This window comes from Peptostreptococcus porci, from assembly GCF_009695815.1.
Lineage (GTDB): Bacteria > Bacillota > Clostridia > Peptostreptococcales > Peptostreptococcaceae > Peptostreptococcus > Peptostreptococcus porci.
On sequence record NZ_VUNE01000004.1, the window covers coordinates 178,229 to 192,447 of the forward strand.

General features: G+C 30.9%; 16 protein-coding genes. 4 read left to right on the forward strand and 12 right to left on the reverse strand.

Features of this window, described 5'->3' with window-relative positions; all coding sequences use genetic code 11:
* Window positions 1-115: 115 nt before the first annotated feature.
* The 12 genes from FYJ71_RS07985 to yedF all read right to left on the reverse strand — a co-directional run bounded on the left by FYJ71_RS07985 (window position 116) and on the right by yedF (window position 10,887).
* Window positions 116-1,423 carry a sensor histidine kinase gene (locus tag FYJ71_RS07985; RefSeq protein ID WP_154538377.1) on the reverse strand — a complete coding sequence of 436 codons (1,308 nt, stop codon included), beginning with the start codon at window positions 1,421-1,423 and terminating at the stop codon, window positions 116-118.
* Window positions 1,420-2,163: a LytR/AlgR family response regulator transcription factor gene (locus FYJ71_RS07990; protein WP_154538378.1), complete on the reverse strand. Its 744-nt coding sequence runs from the start codon at window positions 2,161-2,163 to the stop codon at window positions 1,420-1,422. Before FYJ71_RS07990 ends, FYJ71_RS07985 begins: the two co-directional genes overlap by 4 nt.
* Before the next feature lie 135 nt (window positions 2,164-2,298).
* Entirely contained in the window at window positions 2,299-3,360 is a 1,062-nt protein-coding gene (locus FYJ71_RS07995) for a cell wall-binding repeat-containing protein (protein ID WP_154538379.1), read from the reverse strand.
* Between the two features lie 204 nt (window positions 3,361-3,564).
* Entirely contained in the window at window positions 3,565-4,533 is a 969-nt protein-coding gene (locus tag FYJ71_RS08000; RefSeq protein ID WP_154538380.1) for a hypothetical protein, read from the reverse strand.
* A 2-nt stretch (window positions 4,534-4,535) separates the two neighbouring features.
* Window positions 4,536-5,021: an RNA polymerase sigma factor gene (locus FYJ71_RS08005; protein ID WP_154538381.1), complete on the reverse strand. Its 486-nt coding sequence runs from the start codon at window positions 5,019-5,021 to the stop codon at window positions 4,536-4,538.
* A gap of 265 nt (window positions 5,022-5,286) precedes the next feature.
* Window positions 5,287-6,276 (reverse strand): helix-turn-helix domain-containing protein, encoded by a 990-nt coding sequence (locus tag FYJ71_RS08010; protein ID WP_154538382.1) that lies wholly within the window; start codon window positions 6,274-6,276, stop codon window positions 5,287-5,289.
* Window positions 6,277-6,487: 211 nt separating this feature from the next.
* Window positions 6,488-7,387, reverse strand: a complete 900-nt coding sequence (locus tag FYJ71_RS08015; RefSeq protein ID WP_154538383.1) for a radical SAM protein — start codon at window positions 7,385-7,387, stop codon at window positions 6,488-6,490.
* Window positions 7,388-7,402: 15 nt separating this feature from the next.
* The gene (locus FYJ71_RS08020) at window positions 7,403-8,206 is read right to left on the reverse strand and encodes a hypothetical protein (protein WP_154538384.1); all 804 of its coding nucleotides are present in this window, start codon (window positions 8,204-8,206) and stop codon (window positions 7,403-7,405) included.
* A 260-nt stretch (window positions 8,207-8,466) separates the two neighbouring features.
* Window positions 8,467-9,663 carry an aminotransferase-like domain-containing protein gene (locus tag FYJ71_RS08025; RefSeq protein ID WP_154538385.1) on the reverse strand — a complete coding sequence of 399 codons (1,197 nt, stop codon included), beginning with the start codon at window positions 9,661-9,663 and terminating at the stop codon, window positions 8,467-8,469.
* Window positions 9,664-9,779: 116 nt separating this feature from the next.
* On the reverse strand, window positions 9,780-9,959 hold the full coding sequence (locus tag FYJ71_RS08030) for a DUF951 domain-containing protein (protein ID WP_154538386.1): 180 nt from the start codon (window positions 9,957-9,959) through the stop codon (window positions 9,780-9,782).
* A 39-nt stretch (window positions 9,960-9,998) separates the two neighbouring features.
* Window positions 9,999-10,265, reverse strand: coding sequence for a DUF3343 domain-containing protein (locus FYJ71_RS08035; RefSeq protein WP_154538387.1), 267 nt, complete (start codon window positions 10,263-10,265; stop codon window positions 9,999-10,001).
* Window positions 10,266-10,272: 7 nt separating this feature from the next.
* Entirely contained in the window at window positions 10,273-10,887 is a 615-nt protein-coding gene (gene yedF, locus FYJ71_RS08040; RefSeq protein WP_154538388.1) for a sulfurtransferase-like selenium metabolism protein YedF, read from the reverse strand.
* Window positions 10,888-11,236: 349 nt separating this feature from the next.
* On the opposite strand from yedF, the gene FYJ71_RS08045 reads away from it, so the two are divergent.
* The 4 genes from FYJ71_RS08045 to FYJ71_RS08060 all read left to right on the forward strand — a co-directional run bounded on the left by FYJ71_RS08045 (window position 11,237) and on the right by FYJ71_RS08060 (window position 14,169).
* Window positions 11,237-11,869, forward strand: coding sequence for a GerMN domain-containing protein (locus FYJ71_RS08045; RefSeq protein ID WP_154538389.1), 633 nt, complete (start codon window positions 11,237-11,239; stop codon window positions 11,867-11,869).
* 55 nt (window positions 11,870-11,924) lie between these two features.
* Window positions 11,925-13,067, forward strand: coding sequence for an aminotransferase class V-fold PLP-dependent enzyme (locus FYJ71_RS08050; protein ID WP_154538390.1), 1,143 nt, complete (start codon window positions 11,925-11,927; stop codon window positions 13,065-13,067).
* A 193-nt stretch (window positions 13,068-13,260) separates the two neighbouring features.
* Complete coding sequence (locus FYJ71_RS08055) at window positions 13,261-13,713, forward strand: thioredoxin fold domain-containing protein (RefSeq protein WP_154538391.1); 453 nt, start codon at window positions 13,261-13,263, stop codon at window positions 13,711-13,713.
* A 267-nt stretch (window positions 13,714-13,980) separates the two neighbouring features.
* On the forward strand, window positions 13,981-14,169 hold the full coding sequence (locus FYJ71_RS08060) for a hypothetical protein (protein WP_154538392.1): 189 nt from the start codon (window positions 13,981-13,983) through the stop codon (window positions 14,167-14,169).
* The last annotated feature ends 50 nt before the right edge of the window (window positions 14,170-14,219 follow it).

Genomic DNA, 14,219 nt, shown 5'->3' on the forward strand with positions numbered 1-14,219 from the left:
AATCATTTGTTTTTTTATGCTGAATAAATTGGAGAGGAAAAGTCATCATAGATATTATAGACAAAAAAATCAAAAATAATACAAAAGTAAAAAAACTGTCAAAATAACAGCTTTTTTACTTTTTGCATATACTTATTATTATAGATATTGAAAATATACAGTCTTTTACATCAACATCAACAAATCCACCATATTTGTCTACAGAATTTCTAATATTGCTAATACCCAATCCATGTCCATCTTTGTCATTTTTTGATGTAATAATTTTTCCGTTTTTAGTAACAATTTTTCCGTCAAAATTGTTCTCACAATTAATCACAAGAAAATTATTGTTTTCATCGTTGAATATATTTAGATTAACAGTCGGCTTTTCCGTTTTTAAAGATGCTTCAAGTGCGTTATCAATAGTATTTCCAACGATAGATATCATATCTATGTCTTGCAAAAAATCAATATTGATACTGGGATTAACCTCTATATTGAACTCTATATCGTTTTTTTCAGCATATATTTTTTTATCAGATATAACTGCATTCAATACCGCATTATTAGAATATAATACATCCTCAAATGAGTTTATTTCAATACTCATATTATTTATTACTGAAAATATCTCCTCATTTTTGTTATTGCTAGCCAAATTTGCAATTGTAGTTAGATAATTTCTTAAATCGTGGTTGAACTTCTTTTGGCTATTATTTTTCTCTTCTAATTTGGTGTAATAGCTTTTTTCCAAATCAAGCTTTATCGAATACAATTCAAGCTCTTTTTTTTCAGAATCCAGCTTGAAGGTGTAGTCAAATAGTATAAATACTATAAAATTCGAAATCAGTAGCAATAAACAGCTAATAATAACTAAAATCTCTATATCTTCTGGGAGTGATTTTATAACACTAGAATAGAAAATAGATAAATACACAAATCCAGTGGAAAATGGAAGAACCAAATACCAGGCTAGCTGTCTTTTTCTAAAGTACGCTCCTCCTTTATTTACCATTCTACTCAAAACATATAGAAATATAAAACTAGTCAGCCTTTCAATTGAAACAACAGAAAACTTAAATAGCTCACCAGAATTGTCCCAACTATAGTTGCTTCCCAGAATAAAGATAATAATTAATTCAGAAATTAACTCAACGCCTATAAATACAATCAAAAATATTAAAAAATTAAAAATCTTCCTTTTTATAGATCCATCAAATAGTAAGTGAATCATTACTACAAAAAACATAATATTTGAAATCAACATCGCTATGCTATTACCGAATGATGAAATCAAATAAGACATCAATACATAGATTAAGTATACAGCAGGATATATCGGAAAAAAATTAAACCTTCTGTTTAAAATATGCCCAAAGAAGATATCAAATATCAGCATGGAAAATATTCCCGATATTAAACCTGAAACAACAGCACTCATCTCATACCTCTCTTGAAATTCTTTCCTGCGTACTTGGCAAATCTATTAACAAAAATATCTCTTTTAGATCTAGATAAATTTAGTACAGTTCCGTCCTTTAATTCTATTATTTCCTTGCTAACTCGTATCACAGAACTAAAATTTATAATATAACTATTATGTCCATACTCAAAACAATAATCCTTTAAAGCTTCGTAAATCTCTGGTAATTTTTGATTACATTTTATTTCATGTTTTTCTTTTGTCTTGTAATCATATATATTGAATAAAGTTCCTCTTTTCGTTCTTGAAACATACAATATACCATCAATCGAGATTCTTTCAAATTTTCCATCTGAAACAATTGAAATAGAATAATCTTTTTGATAAGATATCATTTTATCCAATGCCAATTCGATTTCTTGACTTAGCCTGTCATCTGAATATGACTTTAATAAATATCTAAAAGGATTGACGTTAAAATGTTCTGGTTTAGGCGATATCTCTCCTGTACAAAATACTATAACTGTATCCTCAGAATGCTTTCTAAGTTCAAAAGCAGCATCCAGACCATCAATATTTTCCATTTGCATATCCAATATTACTAAATTAAATGTCATATCAAGTGATTCCACAAAGCTAGTGCCTGAATAATATTTACTGATTGACATTTCATCTGTGTATTTTTTTGACGATTTAATCTTTTCTTCAAGAAAATCTACATACTCAGGATTATCATCACAAATTGCAATCCTATACATATTTATCACCTCAATATGATTATATATCAAAGATTTAATATTTTCTATAATAATATAATTTATTTAATAGTTAGAGCTGTCTTAAAAATAAGACAGCTCCCTAAAAAACATATATACTTTTTACAAATAAATTGTCTATTGTCTAATATTTAGTAATTCTTTTTCAACATCCTTTGATACTGAGTTCTCTCCACCAACTATAATTATGTTTTTTATATTTGGATTTGATTTAATATACTCTTTTGTATCAACGTTTAGCTTTTTCGAATTAGTCAAAAGAATTGCTGCCTTTTTATTCGATGCCAAAGGTCCTGCACAAAGTGCATCTGGATAATCCTCTCCACTTGTTATTACTACTGTGTCAATATCCATATTTAGCATTGTTTTATATGCTTTAGCAACTTCCACAGCAGTTTTGTATCTGTCTTCACCAGCAAGTCTTAATTTTTCCTTTCCAAGTTTTGGAGTTGGAACTGAATCTATACCTCCGAATACTGTGTCTACAGAAATTATTCTTTCAGGAAAATTTGGTAACAGTATTTCTACATTACCATTCTTTGATCTCTGATATAAAAATGGTGTTGCAGTAAGGGCATCTGAAAATTGGTCTGGGTTATATAGATTAGAAACATCCCCAACCGCTATAATACGTCGCTTTGTCAAAATTTGTTGAAAAACTTTAATTGCAGTATCAAACCTATTCTTATCAGATAATCTTTCAAATGAAGCTATTTCAGTTAACAAATCTTTCTTTATTTGTTGTTCTACAACTTCAGAAATTGTGTTCTTTCCACCAACTAAGAAAGTATCGTATTTCAAATATTTTGAGTAGAACTCTCTTACGCTACCTGGAATTTCATTTTTTTTCACTAGCAATAACGGTGCATTATATTCACTAGCTAAGCATCCAGCAGATAGTGAATCAGAAAAGCTTTCACCACTCGCAAAAACAGAAACTTTGTTGTCGCTCTCATTATAAGTAGATGCTATTACTTTTGCTATTTCAACAGATGTATCATACCTATCATTTCCAGAAATTCTAGTTACATTTATTTCTGTTTTCTCTCTAGCATTCGTTGATTCAAAAGCTACATTTTCGTTATTTTTATTCGTTTCAAGCCCATATACTGGCGTAATAATACTTGAAAATAACATAGTTAATCCCAAAATAATAGAAATTCTCCTACTCGTTTTCATAAATCCTCCCCAAAATATCATTAAATAATATTCGACATATATTGTTATTATAATGTCAATTTAATTATATCACTCAAAAACTATTTTTCAATACAATGGCAAAAAATGCTTATAAATCGGAAATTTTTGCATTATTTCTCAATTTTCCATTAAAATAGGGCGCATATTTTTTATACACGCCCAAACTATTTATAGCCTTATAATCTATTTGATCTCTTCCATTGAAGAACAAATGTCAACCAATTTATCTTCTGATATTTTTCCATCTGTTACACGAACACCAATTAATTTGTCTTTATACTCCCAATCCAATGAATCTCCATCAGAAAGAATCCCTTTTTCACCATTTATACTAACTTCTTTTACATTTTTTCCACCACCAACATATGAATTGTCTTTAGATGAAAATCTCTGCTGTACATATATTTTTATATTATCTTTTGATAATATCATTTCCACTGCTTCATCAGATGCCTTACCTTTATCATCCTTGTACAAGGATACCTGCTCTACCTTGAATCCAGGTATAGTCATAGGCTTGAATTTTAAATCTTTGGCTGCACTTTCAATGCTATTATACTTTACCAAATCATTTTCCATGCTTTCTTCAGTACAAATTTCCATTTTTCCTGTATCTTCAATAGTAGTGAAGCCCACGATTAGTTTTCCATCCTTTGTATATATTTTGCCCTCTAATTCTGGAGTTAAATATTCCACCTCTTTTCCATTTTTATCAAATATTTTACCCTTTAGCTGTTCTGGTACTTTCTGAGATATCTCATTTATATCACCATCGAATTTTTCTTCTATCATTGTGATATTTCCAGTACTTATTTCTTTTATAAGAGTGAACATATCCTTACCATAAACTCCCAAGCTTCCTATATTACCTACTATCAACACTAGAGCAATTGATGCAGCTACAATTTTTAAAGCCTTATTCCTTTTCTTATTTTTCATATCCAACGCCCTCCTATTTTCATCCTCTTTGATATCCATAGAAACAATATTCATACCGATATCTGACTCTTTTTCGATTGATTCCTCAACTCTCTTTTTAATTCTTTCCCTCACAGCTTTTGTTGCATTAAATTCATTTTTGATATTTTCTTGCAAGAATAGATCAAATTCTTTATCAAATATTTCGTCAATATTGTGTTCTTTTTTATCCATATCTATCCCTCCAATTCCTTTTTTAACTTTTTCATACTTCTAAACAAAACTACACCTACATTGGAACTAGAAATACCCATCAGTTCTGCTATTTCAATATTTGTTAGCCCTGCACCATACTTACATGAAACTGCAAATCTTTCATTATCATTCAAATTTCCAATAGCATTATATAGTCTTTCATTTTTTATGTTTGTTTCCATTATATTTTCAGGGGAGCTTGTACTATCGTTTATTTCGGATATACATTCCATACTTACAACTTGAATTTTTTTCGTTCTGAAAAAAGAGGTCACCTCATTTCTTGCTATGGTAAATATCCATACATCCAGACTTCCTTTTTCAGGAGAATATGTATCTAGGCTCCTATAGATTTTCTCGAATATCTTTACAGCAATATCCTCTGAATCCATATGATTCATAACCCTCACATTAACAAATCTGTATACTCTATCAAAGTATTTTTCATAAATATCGTCAAAACTCAATGGTCCATTCCCCCCTTTCTTGTCACTAGTGATTTATTAATACTATAGTATATTTTTAATGGTTTTCACATATATATACGCAAAAGAATTTTAAGTATTAACAAAATCACAATTTTTTTTGATATTTCTCGCATATTATTAGAAAAAAATAATAAAAAAGAAATCCTACCAAATTATCGGAGGATTTCCATGCTTCATTTTAAAAAACTATTATTAATTGCTCTTATATCATATTTCTTATATTAAATTTCTTGCATAAACTTCATTAAGCCTTCTTTTTTATCATCTTCTCTACTTGTGATACTACTGCGGATAATACTCCAGCCACAGGCCAAATTATCCAACTCATGCTCCAATTGTTAGACACAAAGCTATAGCATAAATATATTGCAATAACGATACACCAATATATACCCATGATTGAATTTCTTCTATAGGCCTTATTACTTCTAGTATATTCATCTTCTTCAAGAAGCTTAATAATTGAGTTCCATACTATAGAAGTATCGACTATTGTTTTTACGCCTATTGAAACCATAATCAATAATATACATACTGCAAATATTGTGAATTCACTTTCCTCACCAAATACGATTATACTGCACATAATAGGAATAACGGATGCAATACATAAACCCACACCAATTATAAGACTTCTCGTATGTATCTCTGAATATTCTCTTTTTCTGTCTTTTGCCATCCCATCTACACCATACTCAGTTTCAATGACATCATTCTCCAAGTAATCATACTCTTTCATTTTAATAGTATTTTTTATAATTATGCCAACAGAAATAGCAACAATAGCAATCAGTATCATTACTCCAAATGCACCAACTCTATCCTCAGACATCTTTAACATATTCATTTCCATCAATCCCATAAGAAAAATCAACATAACTGGAGACAGTATACATAGCATTACGGCAAAGGAGATTTCTTTCGCTGATTTTAAGCTTTTTCCCAGAAAGTCACTCGCTTCTTGCATAGAAACGTATTTTACTTTATAATCGTTATCTGTTTTTACTATTTCATCACCTAAAAGATCCTCTTCCCCAAGCTCATCCTTTAACAAGTAGTCTGTGCTTACACCAAATATAGAACTCATTTTTAGTATTTTTTTTAAGTCAGGTATAGATTGAGAACTCTCCCATTTTGATACAGATTGCCTACTAACATCCAAAAGATCAGCCAGCTCCTCTTGAGAATATCCATTCTTTTTTCTAAGTAGAGTTATCTTGTCTGCTAATTTCATTTTTTATCACTCCTTTTACCAAATTAATATGTATCAATTATACATTCGTTTATGGTTGCATACCACCAACCAGACCTTGCAATTTGTCAACCAACGCTTGCAACTAAGTATTTTCAATGATTTCGCTTAATCCAAATCAAATGAATCTTATAATAAATACATATATTCAGTATCCTATCTCATCATCTCTAAAAAACAATCTAGCATAAAATTAGAGTCTTATTCTTCTTCTATCTATCCATTCTTGCATTTCCTCTGGAGATGCCTCGCTCAATATTTCATCTATCTCATTAATCAGTCTATCCTTTTCAGTTGGAACAATTCCTTTTATATACATAGTATTCGAATTATGAGCAGAAGAAATAAGTGCTGTTTTTTGAGGATTTAAATTCTCCAATATTTCTCTCAGCTCTATTAATCTATCATACTCTGTGGCTTCCTCATACTCTCCATTGGCATACATTTCCCATAATTCAGTTCCAGGAACAATCGTTACAGACATCGGAAATATACCTCTGCAATTTACTTGACTGAGCATTTCTCCTGTTTTTCTACCATTTTCAATAGCTTTATCCACACCTTTACCCATCAAGCCTGTCAATATCATAGCATAGTAGTAATAGTCAAACTTGTCTAGTCGCTTCATTTCTCTTATCGCTTCTTCCACTGTGTTACCTTTATTGATAAATGTCAAGGCTTCTTGATTGCCAGATTCAACACCAATGTATAAGTCGTTATATCCAGCTTCTTTTAGGGCTTTTAACTCTTCATCATTTTTTCTCTCAATATCCTTTATTGAAGCGTATGTTGTAATCACTTCGACCTTTGGAAGATATCTATGAATCAATTCAGCGATTTTTAGAAGTCTTTCAGTTTGTAGTACAAATGGATTGCCATTTAAGAGAAATAATCTTTTAGTATTCCTGTAAAACGGATGATTACTTGCCTCAATGATATCTTTTTCTATTTGTTCCAAACTTTCCATTTTGAAATTTGTGTACCTATACATTCCACAAAATTTACATTTGTTGTGAGTACATCCACTAGTCACCTGAAGCAATATTGATTTATACTCCTTTGGTGGTCTATATATCTGTTCGTCATATTTCATATTATAATACCTCCACTACTGTTCTGAATAAATTGTTGATATTGTAATACCAGTCGCTTCATCATGCAAAACGCATGGAGCAAAAAGATATTTTTTGTTATCCTTGTTCTTTCTATTATCTTTTATTTTCTCATATTCATCGTTTTTTATCACATATGTTAGTCCATTGATTTTTTTTTCTTTTATCTTTACCACATTCGATTCATATCCCGGAATCTTATTGATTTTATGATAATAATTCTTTAATCCACTGGCTTTTGCTTCGTTTTTCAATTCTGCAAGTATATCCTTATATACAGCTGGATAAGAGTTTTGTGACTCCAAAAGCTTATTGGACAATTCCTTGTCATTTTCTGTAAGCTCCAATATCGAATCAGTAAATAGACCTCCATCCTTTGCTTCATGCACTTTTTTTATGCTAAAATCCTTAAACAAATCATATCTAACGGGATAAGCCGAGCCTGACTCATCGGTAAATACTCCATCTTCAAATGAAAACAGGTTTGTATTCACATTTGCAAACACTGCATGAAAATTCCCCTTATCTTTTACCCCTACAATTCTCAAGACTACTATTGGCAACAATCCATCCAAATCCTCTTTTTCATATGAATTTCTGATATCCTTAATGATATCACCTTTTATTGCTTCAACAGCATCCTTTTTAAAATTTTTATCAATATTTACTTCGCTTCCTTCAAGCTTCTGATCATAGTTTACTTCATTATCGGCTGATTCAGATATCTGACATGCCACCATCATAAGCATTGAAGATAATAGTATTGAAACCGCCAATATAGAATTTTTTTTACTTAACATAATTACACACCCTCTCTTACTTACTGCAAATTACTTATATACCCATTAAATTACCTTATCTTATTTTTTAATATATCACATAAATAAAACGTTTACCTAATATATATTTTAAATCATTTCTTCCCATTGCACAATAATAAAGCAGGAAATTAACGTTAAATCACGCAATTTCCTGCCTATCTATTGTTGAAGTTTATATTTAATAACGCTTCATATATAAAATAGTTTATTTTTCTGTTATTCTAAATAAAGATCAAATATTATAGTTTTTCTATAGCTTCTGTCAAAGCCTTTCCTAATCTCTTAACACCTTCTACTATCTTATCATCAGGCATACAAGAATAGTTCATTCTGAAATGGTTAGCATTTCCTCCGTTTGGATAGAATGGTTCACCTGGAACGTAAGCAACGTTATTAGGAAGAACAACATCCTTCATCAACTGAGCAGCATCTATTCCTTCTGGAAGAGTTACCCATGTAAATAATCCACCGTCAGTTCTAGTGAATGTTACACCTTCTGGGAAGTATTCATCCATTGCATCAAGCATAACTGTTCTTCTGTGTCCATATACTTCTTTGATTTTTTCAACGTGAGCATCCAAATCAAACATTTCGATAAATTTAGCTATTTCCATCTGAGAAATTGTAGATGCCTGTAAATCAGCAGCCTGCTTAGAAATATTGAATTTTTCAAGTATTTCTGGTGCTGCAGAAACCCAACCTAATCTGTATCCTGGGCAAAGAATCTTAGAGAATGTTCCGAAGAAGCAAACCAATCCCTTAGTATCGTAAGACTTCAATGATGGGAATATTTCTCCCTCAAATCTTAACTCACCGTATGGGTTATCTTCTGCAACTGGAACTTCATACTTATTTATGATTTCCATAAATTGTTTACGTCTTTCGATTGGCCAAGTTCTTCCTGATGGATTCTGGAAATCAGGAATAACGTATATAAATTTAACGTCAGGGTTTTCAGCAAGAGCTTTTTCTAGCTCTGACATTATCATTCCATCACCATCTGTAGGTATTTCAATAAACTGTGGTCCATAAGCCTTAAATGCATTTAATGCACCAAGATAAGATGGGCTTTCAACTATAACCTTGTCACCTTCGTCAAGGAATACTCTACCCATAAAGTCTAGACACTGTTGAGAACCGTTAGTTACCAATATGCTATCAGCAGTAACATCAGTGTATAGCTTTCTGTTCATTCTTTCAGCTATAGCTTCTCTTAGTGGTGGGTAACCATCTGTTGCAGAATACTGCATAGCAGCTCTACCTTGTTCTTCCATTACTGCAATCGCCACTTGCTTCATTTCTTCAACTGGAAATAATTCAGGAGCTGGTAGCCCACCAGCAAAAGATATTACATCCGGATTTGAAGCCAACTTAAGGATTTCACGAATCGCAGAACCTTCTGCATTTTCTAGTCTTTTTGCAAATTTTACAGCCATTTAAAAAGCACCTCCATAATTTAGAATAATTTAATTATATTATTTTATTTAAAAGCATGACAAACACATTAATAATACTAAAACTCCCATATTTTGCCCTGCTAGTAAAAACAACCTTAAAGAAACTTCTTTATTCTTTTCTCAGCAGTTTCTCTATCAAGCATTATTATTCTTCCACAATTATTACATTTAAACTTTACATCAGCTCCTGTTCTAGTTACTGTAAATTCTTTAGAACCGCAAGCGTGCTGTTTTTTTAATTCAACAATATTTCCAACCTTAATATCTACTGCCATATTTTCTCCTATATTCATAGCAAGAAGAAAATTCTCTCATTAAAATTCTATTTCAAGTGCTTCTCTATCACCTGATTCATTCCTTAGTATATGATAAACACCCTTTATGTCAATAGAACTTTCTTCTAATAGCTCTTTTATTCTTTTTTTATCTTCAAATTCAAATTTTATCGACAACCCACAACTAGCAGCTACTTCTCTAGGAGTAGGCAATGTCATAATCTTTAGACCATCGTCTAACAATATCTTCTCTGATCTAATAGCATGGTGTGTCGAGTTAAACGACACAATATAAAAATCATTCATATAGCACCTACCCGATTGTAATTACTTTTGACGCAGCTTTCATCTCTTCAACGATTGTATACATATTAGTCACTGTACCAACCTTTAATTCTTCTTTTAGACCGTAGTAATCTAGACAAGTTCCACAAGAAAGTATTTCGACACCCAAATCTTCCAATTTCTTAATATGCTCTACAGTCGCTTCATTCTTTGTAGTTAATTCTACTCCACCATTTAAAAATAAAACCGACTTTGGCAATGGCTTGGACTCTGTAAGTGTGAATAAGAAGCCTTTTATCAAAACAGCACCTAATTCATCATTACCGCTTCCAATTCTATTACTCATGATAGCTATCACTTCTTTTCCCTTAGGTATTTCGACATCACAAGTAATATCTTCATCAGCGATATCAAATTTTGTTCCATTCTCCTTTGAAATTCTAATGACGATTTCGTCTTTTTCTTCTTTTATAATCTCAGCCTTACAATTTACTGATCTTGCAAATTTTAAAACATTTTCCTTTGGAACATTGTCACTTACTACAACCTCGACAATTCCTGACTCTATTTGCTCAAGAGCATTTTTAGTTTTTATTACAGGCATTGGGCAAGCAAGCCCCTTTGCGTCTACATTTACTACCATTATTCCTACCTCCAACATAGTACACTCACACTTATATAATATCACATTATTAGTGTTTGTGACACATAATAATTTCAATTTCATCCAAAGGAAAACGCTACACAATTATTATTTTTAGTTAATTTTAGTTTTTTCTTATATTTAACTAAAAAAAATAAAATTAAAGAGATTATTATTAATAAATTTTCACGATTTTGAGAAAAATTTTTTCATCTGTATTTTTGATATTTCTTATTCGAAATTCTATTATATATTAAAAAAGTCACGAATATGATATAATAATGTAAATATCAATTTTTGATATTTCGCTTAAGGTAATTGAGGAAAACAAGCTAAGGAGGGTTACACTATGAAATACAATAAAAAAATTAAAGGATTACTAATGGTTGGAATACTTATTGCATCAACTATTTCAATGGCAGGATGCACGACAAGTGCAAATAATTCCTCTGAGCAAAAAACACAAACAGAGGAAAAAAATACCAATGAAGGTTCAGAGTCTAAAAATAGCGAGAATAACGACGCTTCTAAAGAAGCTTCAAAGGATGCAACTGATAAAGAAAAGGAGTCCACTCAAAATAACGAGGCAAATAAAACAGAATCTGGAAAGGCTGAAATAACTTACTACACTTATGATATCAACACAGAAAAATTGACTGAGCATAAGCAAAAGGCTGATGAAGTAAGTGTCGGAAATGTTATCAAAGCACTTATTTCAGAAAAAGTGCTTCAAAAAGGCACAGATGTAAATAAAGCCAAAGTTGAAACAGTTGATGGAGTTAGAACATTAATCGTCGATGTAAATGACAAATTCATTAACTTTGATTTGGGTTCAAGTGCTGAAACTCTTATGTTGAGATCATTCACAAATAGCTTGATAAAAACTTTCAAGGTCGAACAGGTCAAATTGACAATTGATGGAAAAAGCTATTCAAGTGGGCATATAGTAATAAAAGATGGGGAATATCTAAAATTCAAGTAATATAAACTTAGATAATATCAAACGACAATTGACATTATCACAAGGAGGCAATAAAATGATTTATTTAGACAATGCTGCAACGACTTTTCCAAAACCAGAAAAAGTTTATAGGGCTATGGATCATTGTTCAAGGGCATATTGTGCCAATCCTGGCAGATCTGGTCACAAGATGGCAATGGAGTCTGCTAGAACGGTAGAAGCTACTAGAGATTTGGTAGCAAAACTATTTAATATAAAAAATCCAATGGAGGTTGTCTATACCTTCAATGCGACAGATTCGTTAAATCTAGCTATAAAGGGATTTTTGGAAACTGGAGATCATGTAATCACAACGACTATGGAGCATAATTCTGTTCTAAGACCAATAATGGAGCTTGAAAAAATAGGAGTTGAACATACATTTGTTCAGGCTGATTGCGAGGGAAAAATATCACCAAAAGATATAGAATCAGCGATAAAGAAAAATACTAAATTAATTGTAACGACTCATGCATCTAATGTCGTGGGAACGCTTGTAGACATAGAGGCTATTGGAAATATAGCAAAAAAACATAATATCAAATACTTGGTAGATGCTTCTCAATCAGCCGGAATTTACGATATAGATGTTCAGAGAATGAATATAGATATGTTGGCAATGCCTGGACACAAAGGTCTTTTAGGACCTCAAGGTACGGGAATTTTGTATGTAAATGATGCCATTAAGTTAAAGAGCCAAAGAGAAGGTGGTACTGGCAGTAAATCTGAAGATATAATACAACCAGATCTATATCCAGATAAATATGAATCTGGTACTCACAACACACCTGGCATAGCCGGACTTGGAGCAGGTATCGAGTTTTTGTTGGAAACTGGACTTTCAAGGATTAGAAATCACGAGGAAGAGCTTACTCAATACATGCTAGACAGGCTATCAGAAATAGACAATATAAAGATATATGGACCAAGGTCTTCAAAGGAAAGGTCTGCTGTTATCGCAGTAAATATAGGCGATATTGACTCCGGAGAAATTACATTTAGATTGGATAGAGAATTTGATATTGCTACAAGATCAGGTATTCATTGTGCACCTCTTGCCCACAAAACAATAGGTACATTGAATCAGGGCGCAATCAGATTTAGCTTTGGTTATTTTAACAGTAAAGATGACGTAGATAAGGCGATTCATGCATTAAAGGAAATATCAAAATCATATTAATGTGTAGTAGATATTTATTGACGTTAATTATTAAACTTATAGATAATATTAATGCTTCAACCGCAGCTATATAGTTTTTTTATATATTTGTTTACTTTTTATCAGTAATAGGATAATATATTAGTGCAATAATGGAATTTTGAGAATATTATTGGCATTATTATTTATTATCTTAATATTATGAGAGGTACATATGAAAAACAAAAAACTTATTTATATAGTAGTAATTGTTTTAGTTGCTTTGGTTGGTGGCATTTTTGCTAAAAAGGATGATATTAAACTAATGATGGAGCAGAAAGAATATAAAAATAACATAAAATTCTTGGTAAATAAAAAAAGCTGGAAAGATATCACTAGCGAAGAAGATGGATTGTATGTATTGACCTCTGAAGATTGCCCATACTGTATTAGATTTTCGAGTTCATATGAATACATAGTTTCAAATATACAGAAAAAAGTAAATGTGAAAAGCTATCTTGTCGAAGTCGATATGGATAAGGATTTTAAAGACAAAAATTACGAGAAGTTTTATGAAAAATACGGACTTGAAACAATTCCTAGTATGTTACTGATTAAAGATGGTAAATTTAAAGTTTTACCTACCGAGTTGATCGATAAAACTCATCAAGAGCTTAACAAACAATAACATCTAAACAGTAATTAATATAATTGATAGCTTCTATAATTTATAGGTTATCACAAAAATTTATTATATTTCAAATAAGTTGTTGCTTAACATAACATAAATTTTTTAACCGTAAAAATGGTATGACTTGAAAGTCAATCCTAAGCAAAGAGGTATCCAACATTCTTATGAATGATTGGATACCTTTTTGTATAAGAATTATTTACATTTATGTTTACATTTTTTATAGTATCTTTTATAATAAAACAAAAAAAGGGGAATTTGTTTATGTTAAAAAAAACGATACTGATACTATATGAATCTATAAAAACTTACTTAGCAATAATTGGAATAGATTTTTTATTTAATAGAAAATCTATTCTATTAAGCTTTGATGACATTAAAAGTGTATTATTTTCTGTCTTGATAATAATATTCGCTATTTTGATAAATATTAGAAAAATAAAAGAAAAATAGGAATCTATCCACATTTCCACCATTTATGGAGAATGTGGATAGACTTTTTA

What these genes read in the sequence shown, in the direction of transcription:
- FYJ71_RS08050 (WP_154538390.1), top strand. Translation starts at nt 11,925, where the DNA reads ATGATTTATTTAGACAATGCTGCAACGACTTTTCCAAAACCAGAAAAA.
- FYJ71_RS08020 (WP_154538384.1), bottom strand. Translation starts at nt 8,206, where the DNA reads ATGTTAAGTAAAAAAAATTCTATATTGGCGGTTTCAATACTATTATCT.
- FYJ71_RS08000 (WP_154538380.1), bottom strand. Translation starts at nt 4,533, where the DNA reads ATGGATAAAAAAGAACACAATATTGACGAAATATTTGATAAAGAATTT.
- FYJ71_RS08010 (WP_154538382.1), bottom strand. Translation starts at nt 6,276, where the DNA reads ATGAAATTAGCAGACAAGATAACTCTACTTAGAAAAAAGAATGGATAT.
- FYJ71_RS08030 (WP_154538386.1), bottom strand. Translation starts at nt 9,959, where the DNA reads ATGGCAGTAGATATTAAGGTTGGAAATATTGTTGAATTAAAAAAACAG.
- FYJ71_RS07995 (WP_154538379.1), bottom strand. Translation starts at nt 3,360, where the DNA reads ATGAAAACGAGTAGGAGAATTTCTATTATTTTGGGATTAACTATGTTA.
- FYJ71_RS07990 (WP_154538378.1), bottom strand. Translation starts at nt 2,163, where the DNA reads ATGTATAGGATTGCAATTTGTGATGATAATCCTGAGTATGTAGATTTT.
- FYJ71_RS08060 (WP_154538392.1), top strand. Translation starts at nt 13,981, where the DNA reads ATGTTAAAAAAAACGATACTGATACTATATGAATCTATAAAAACTTAC.
- FYJ71_RS08045 (WP_154538389.1), top strand. Translation starts at nt 11,237, where the DNA reads ATGAAATACAATAAAAAAATTAAAGGATTACTAATGGTTGGAATACTT.
- FYJ71_RS08035 (WP_154538387.1), bottom strand. Translation starts at nt 10,265, where the DNA reads ATGAATGATTTTTATATTGTGTCGTTTAACTCGACACACCATGCTATT.
- yedF (WP_154538388.1), bottom strand. Translation starts at nt 10,887, where the DNA reads ATGGTAGTAAATGTAGACGCAAAGGGGCTTGCTTGCCCAATGCCTGTA.
- FYJ71_RS08055 (WP_154538391.1), top strand. Translation starts at nt 13,261, where the DNA reads ATGAAAAACAAAAAACTTATTTATATAGTAGTAATTGTTTTAGTTGCT.
- FYJ71_RS07985 (WP_154538377.1), bottom strand. Translation starts at nt 1,423, where the DNA reads ATGAGTGCTGTTGTTTCAGGTTTAATATCGGGAATATTTTCCATGCTG.
- FYJ71_RS08015 (WP_154538383.1), bottom strand. Translation starts at nt 7,387, where the DNA reads ATGAAATATGACGAACAGATATATAGACCACCAAAGGAGTATAAATCA.
- FYJ71_RS08025 (WP_154538385.1), bottom strand. Translation starts at nt 9,663, where the DNA reads ATGGCTGTAAAATTTGCAAAAAGACTAGAAAATGCAGAAGGTTCTGCG.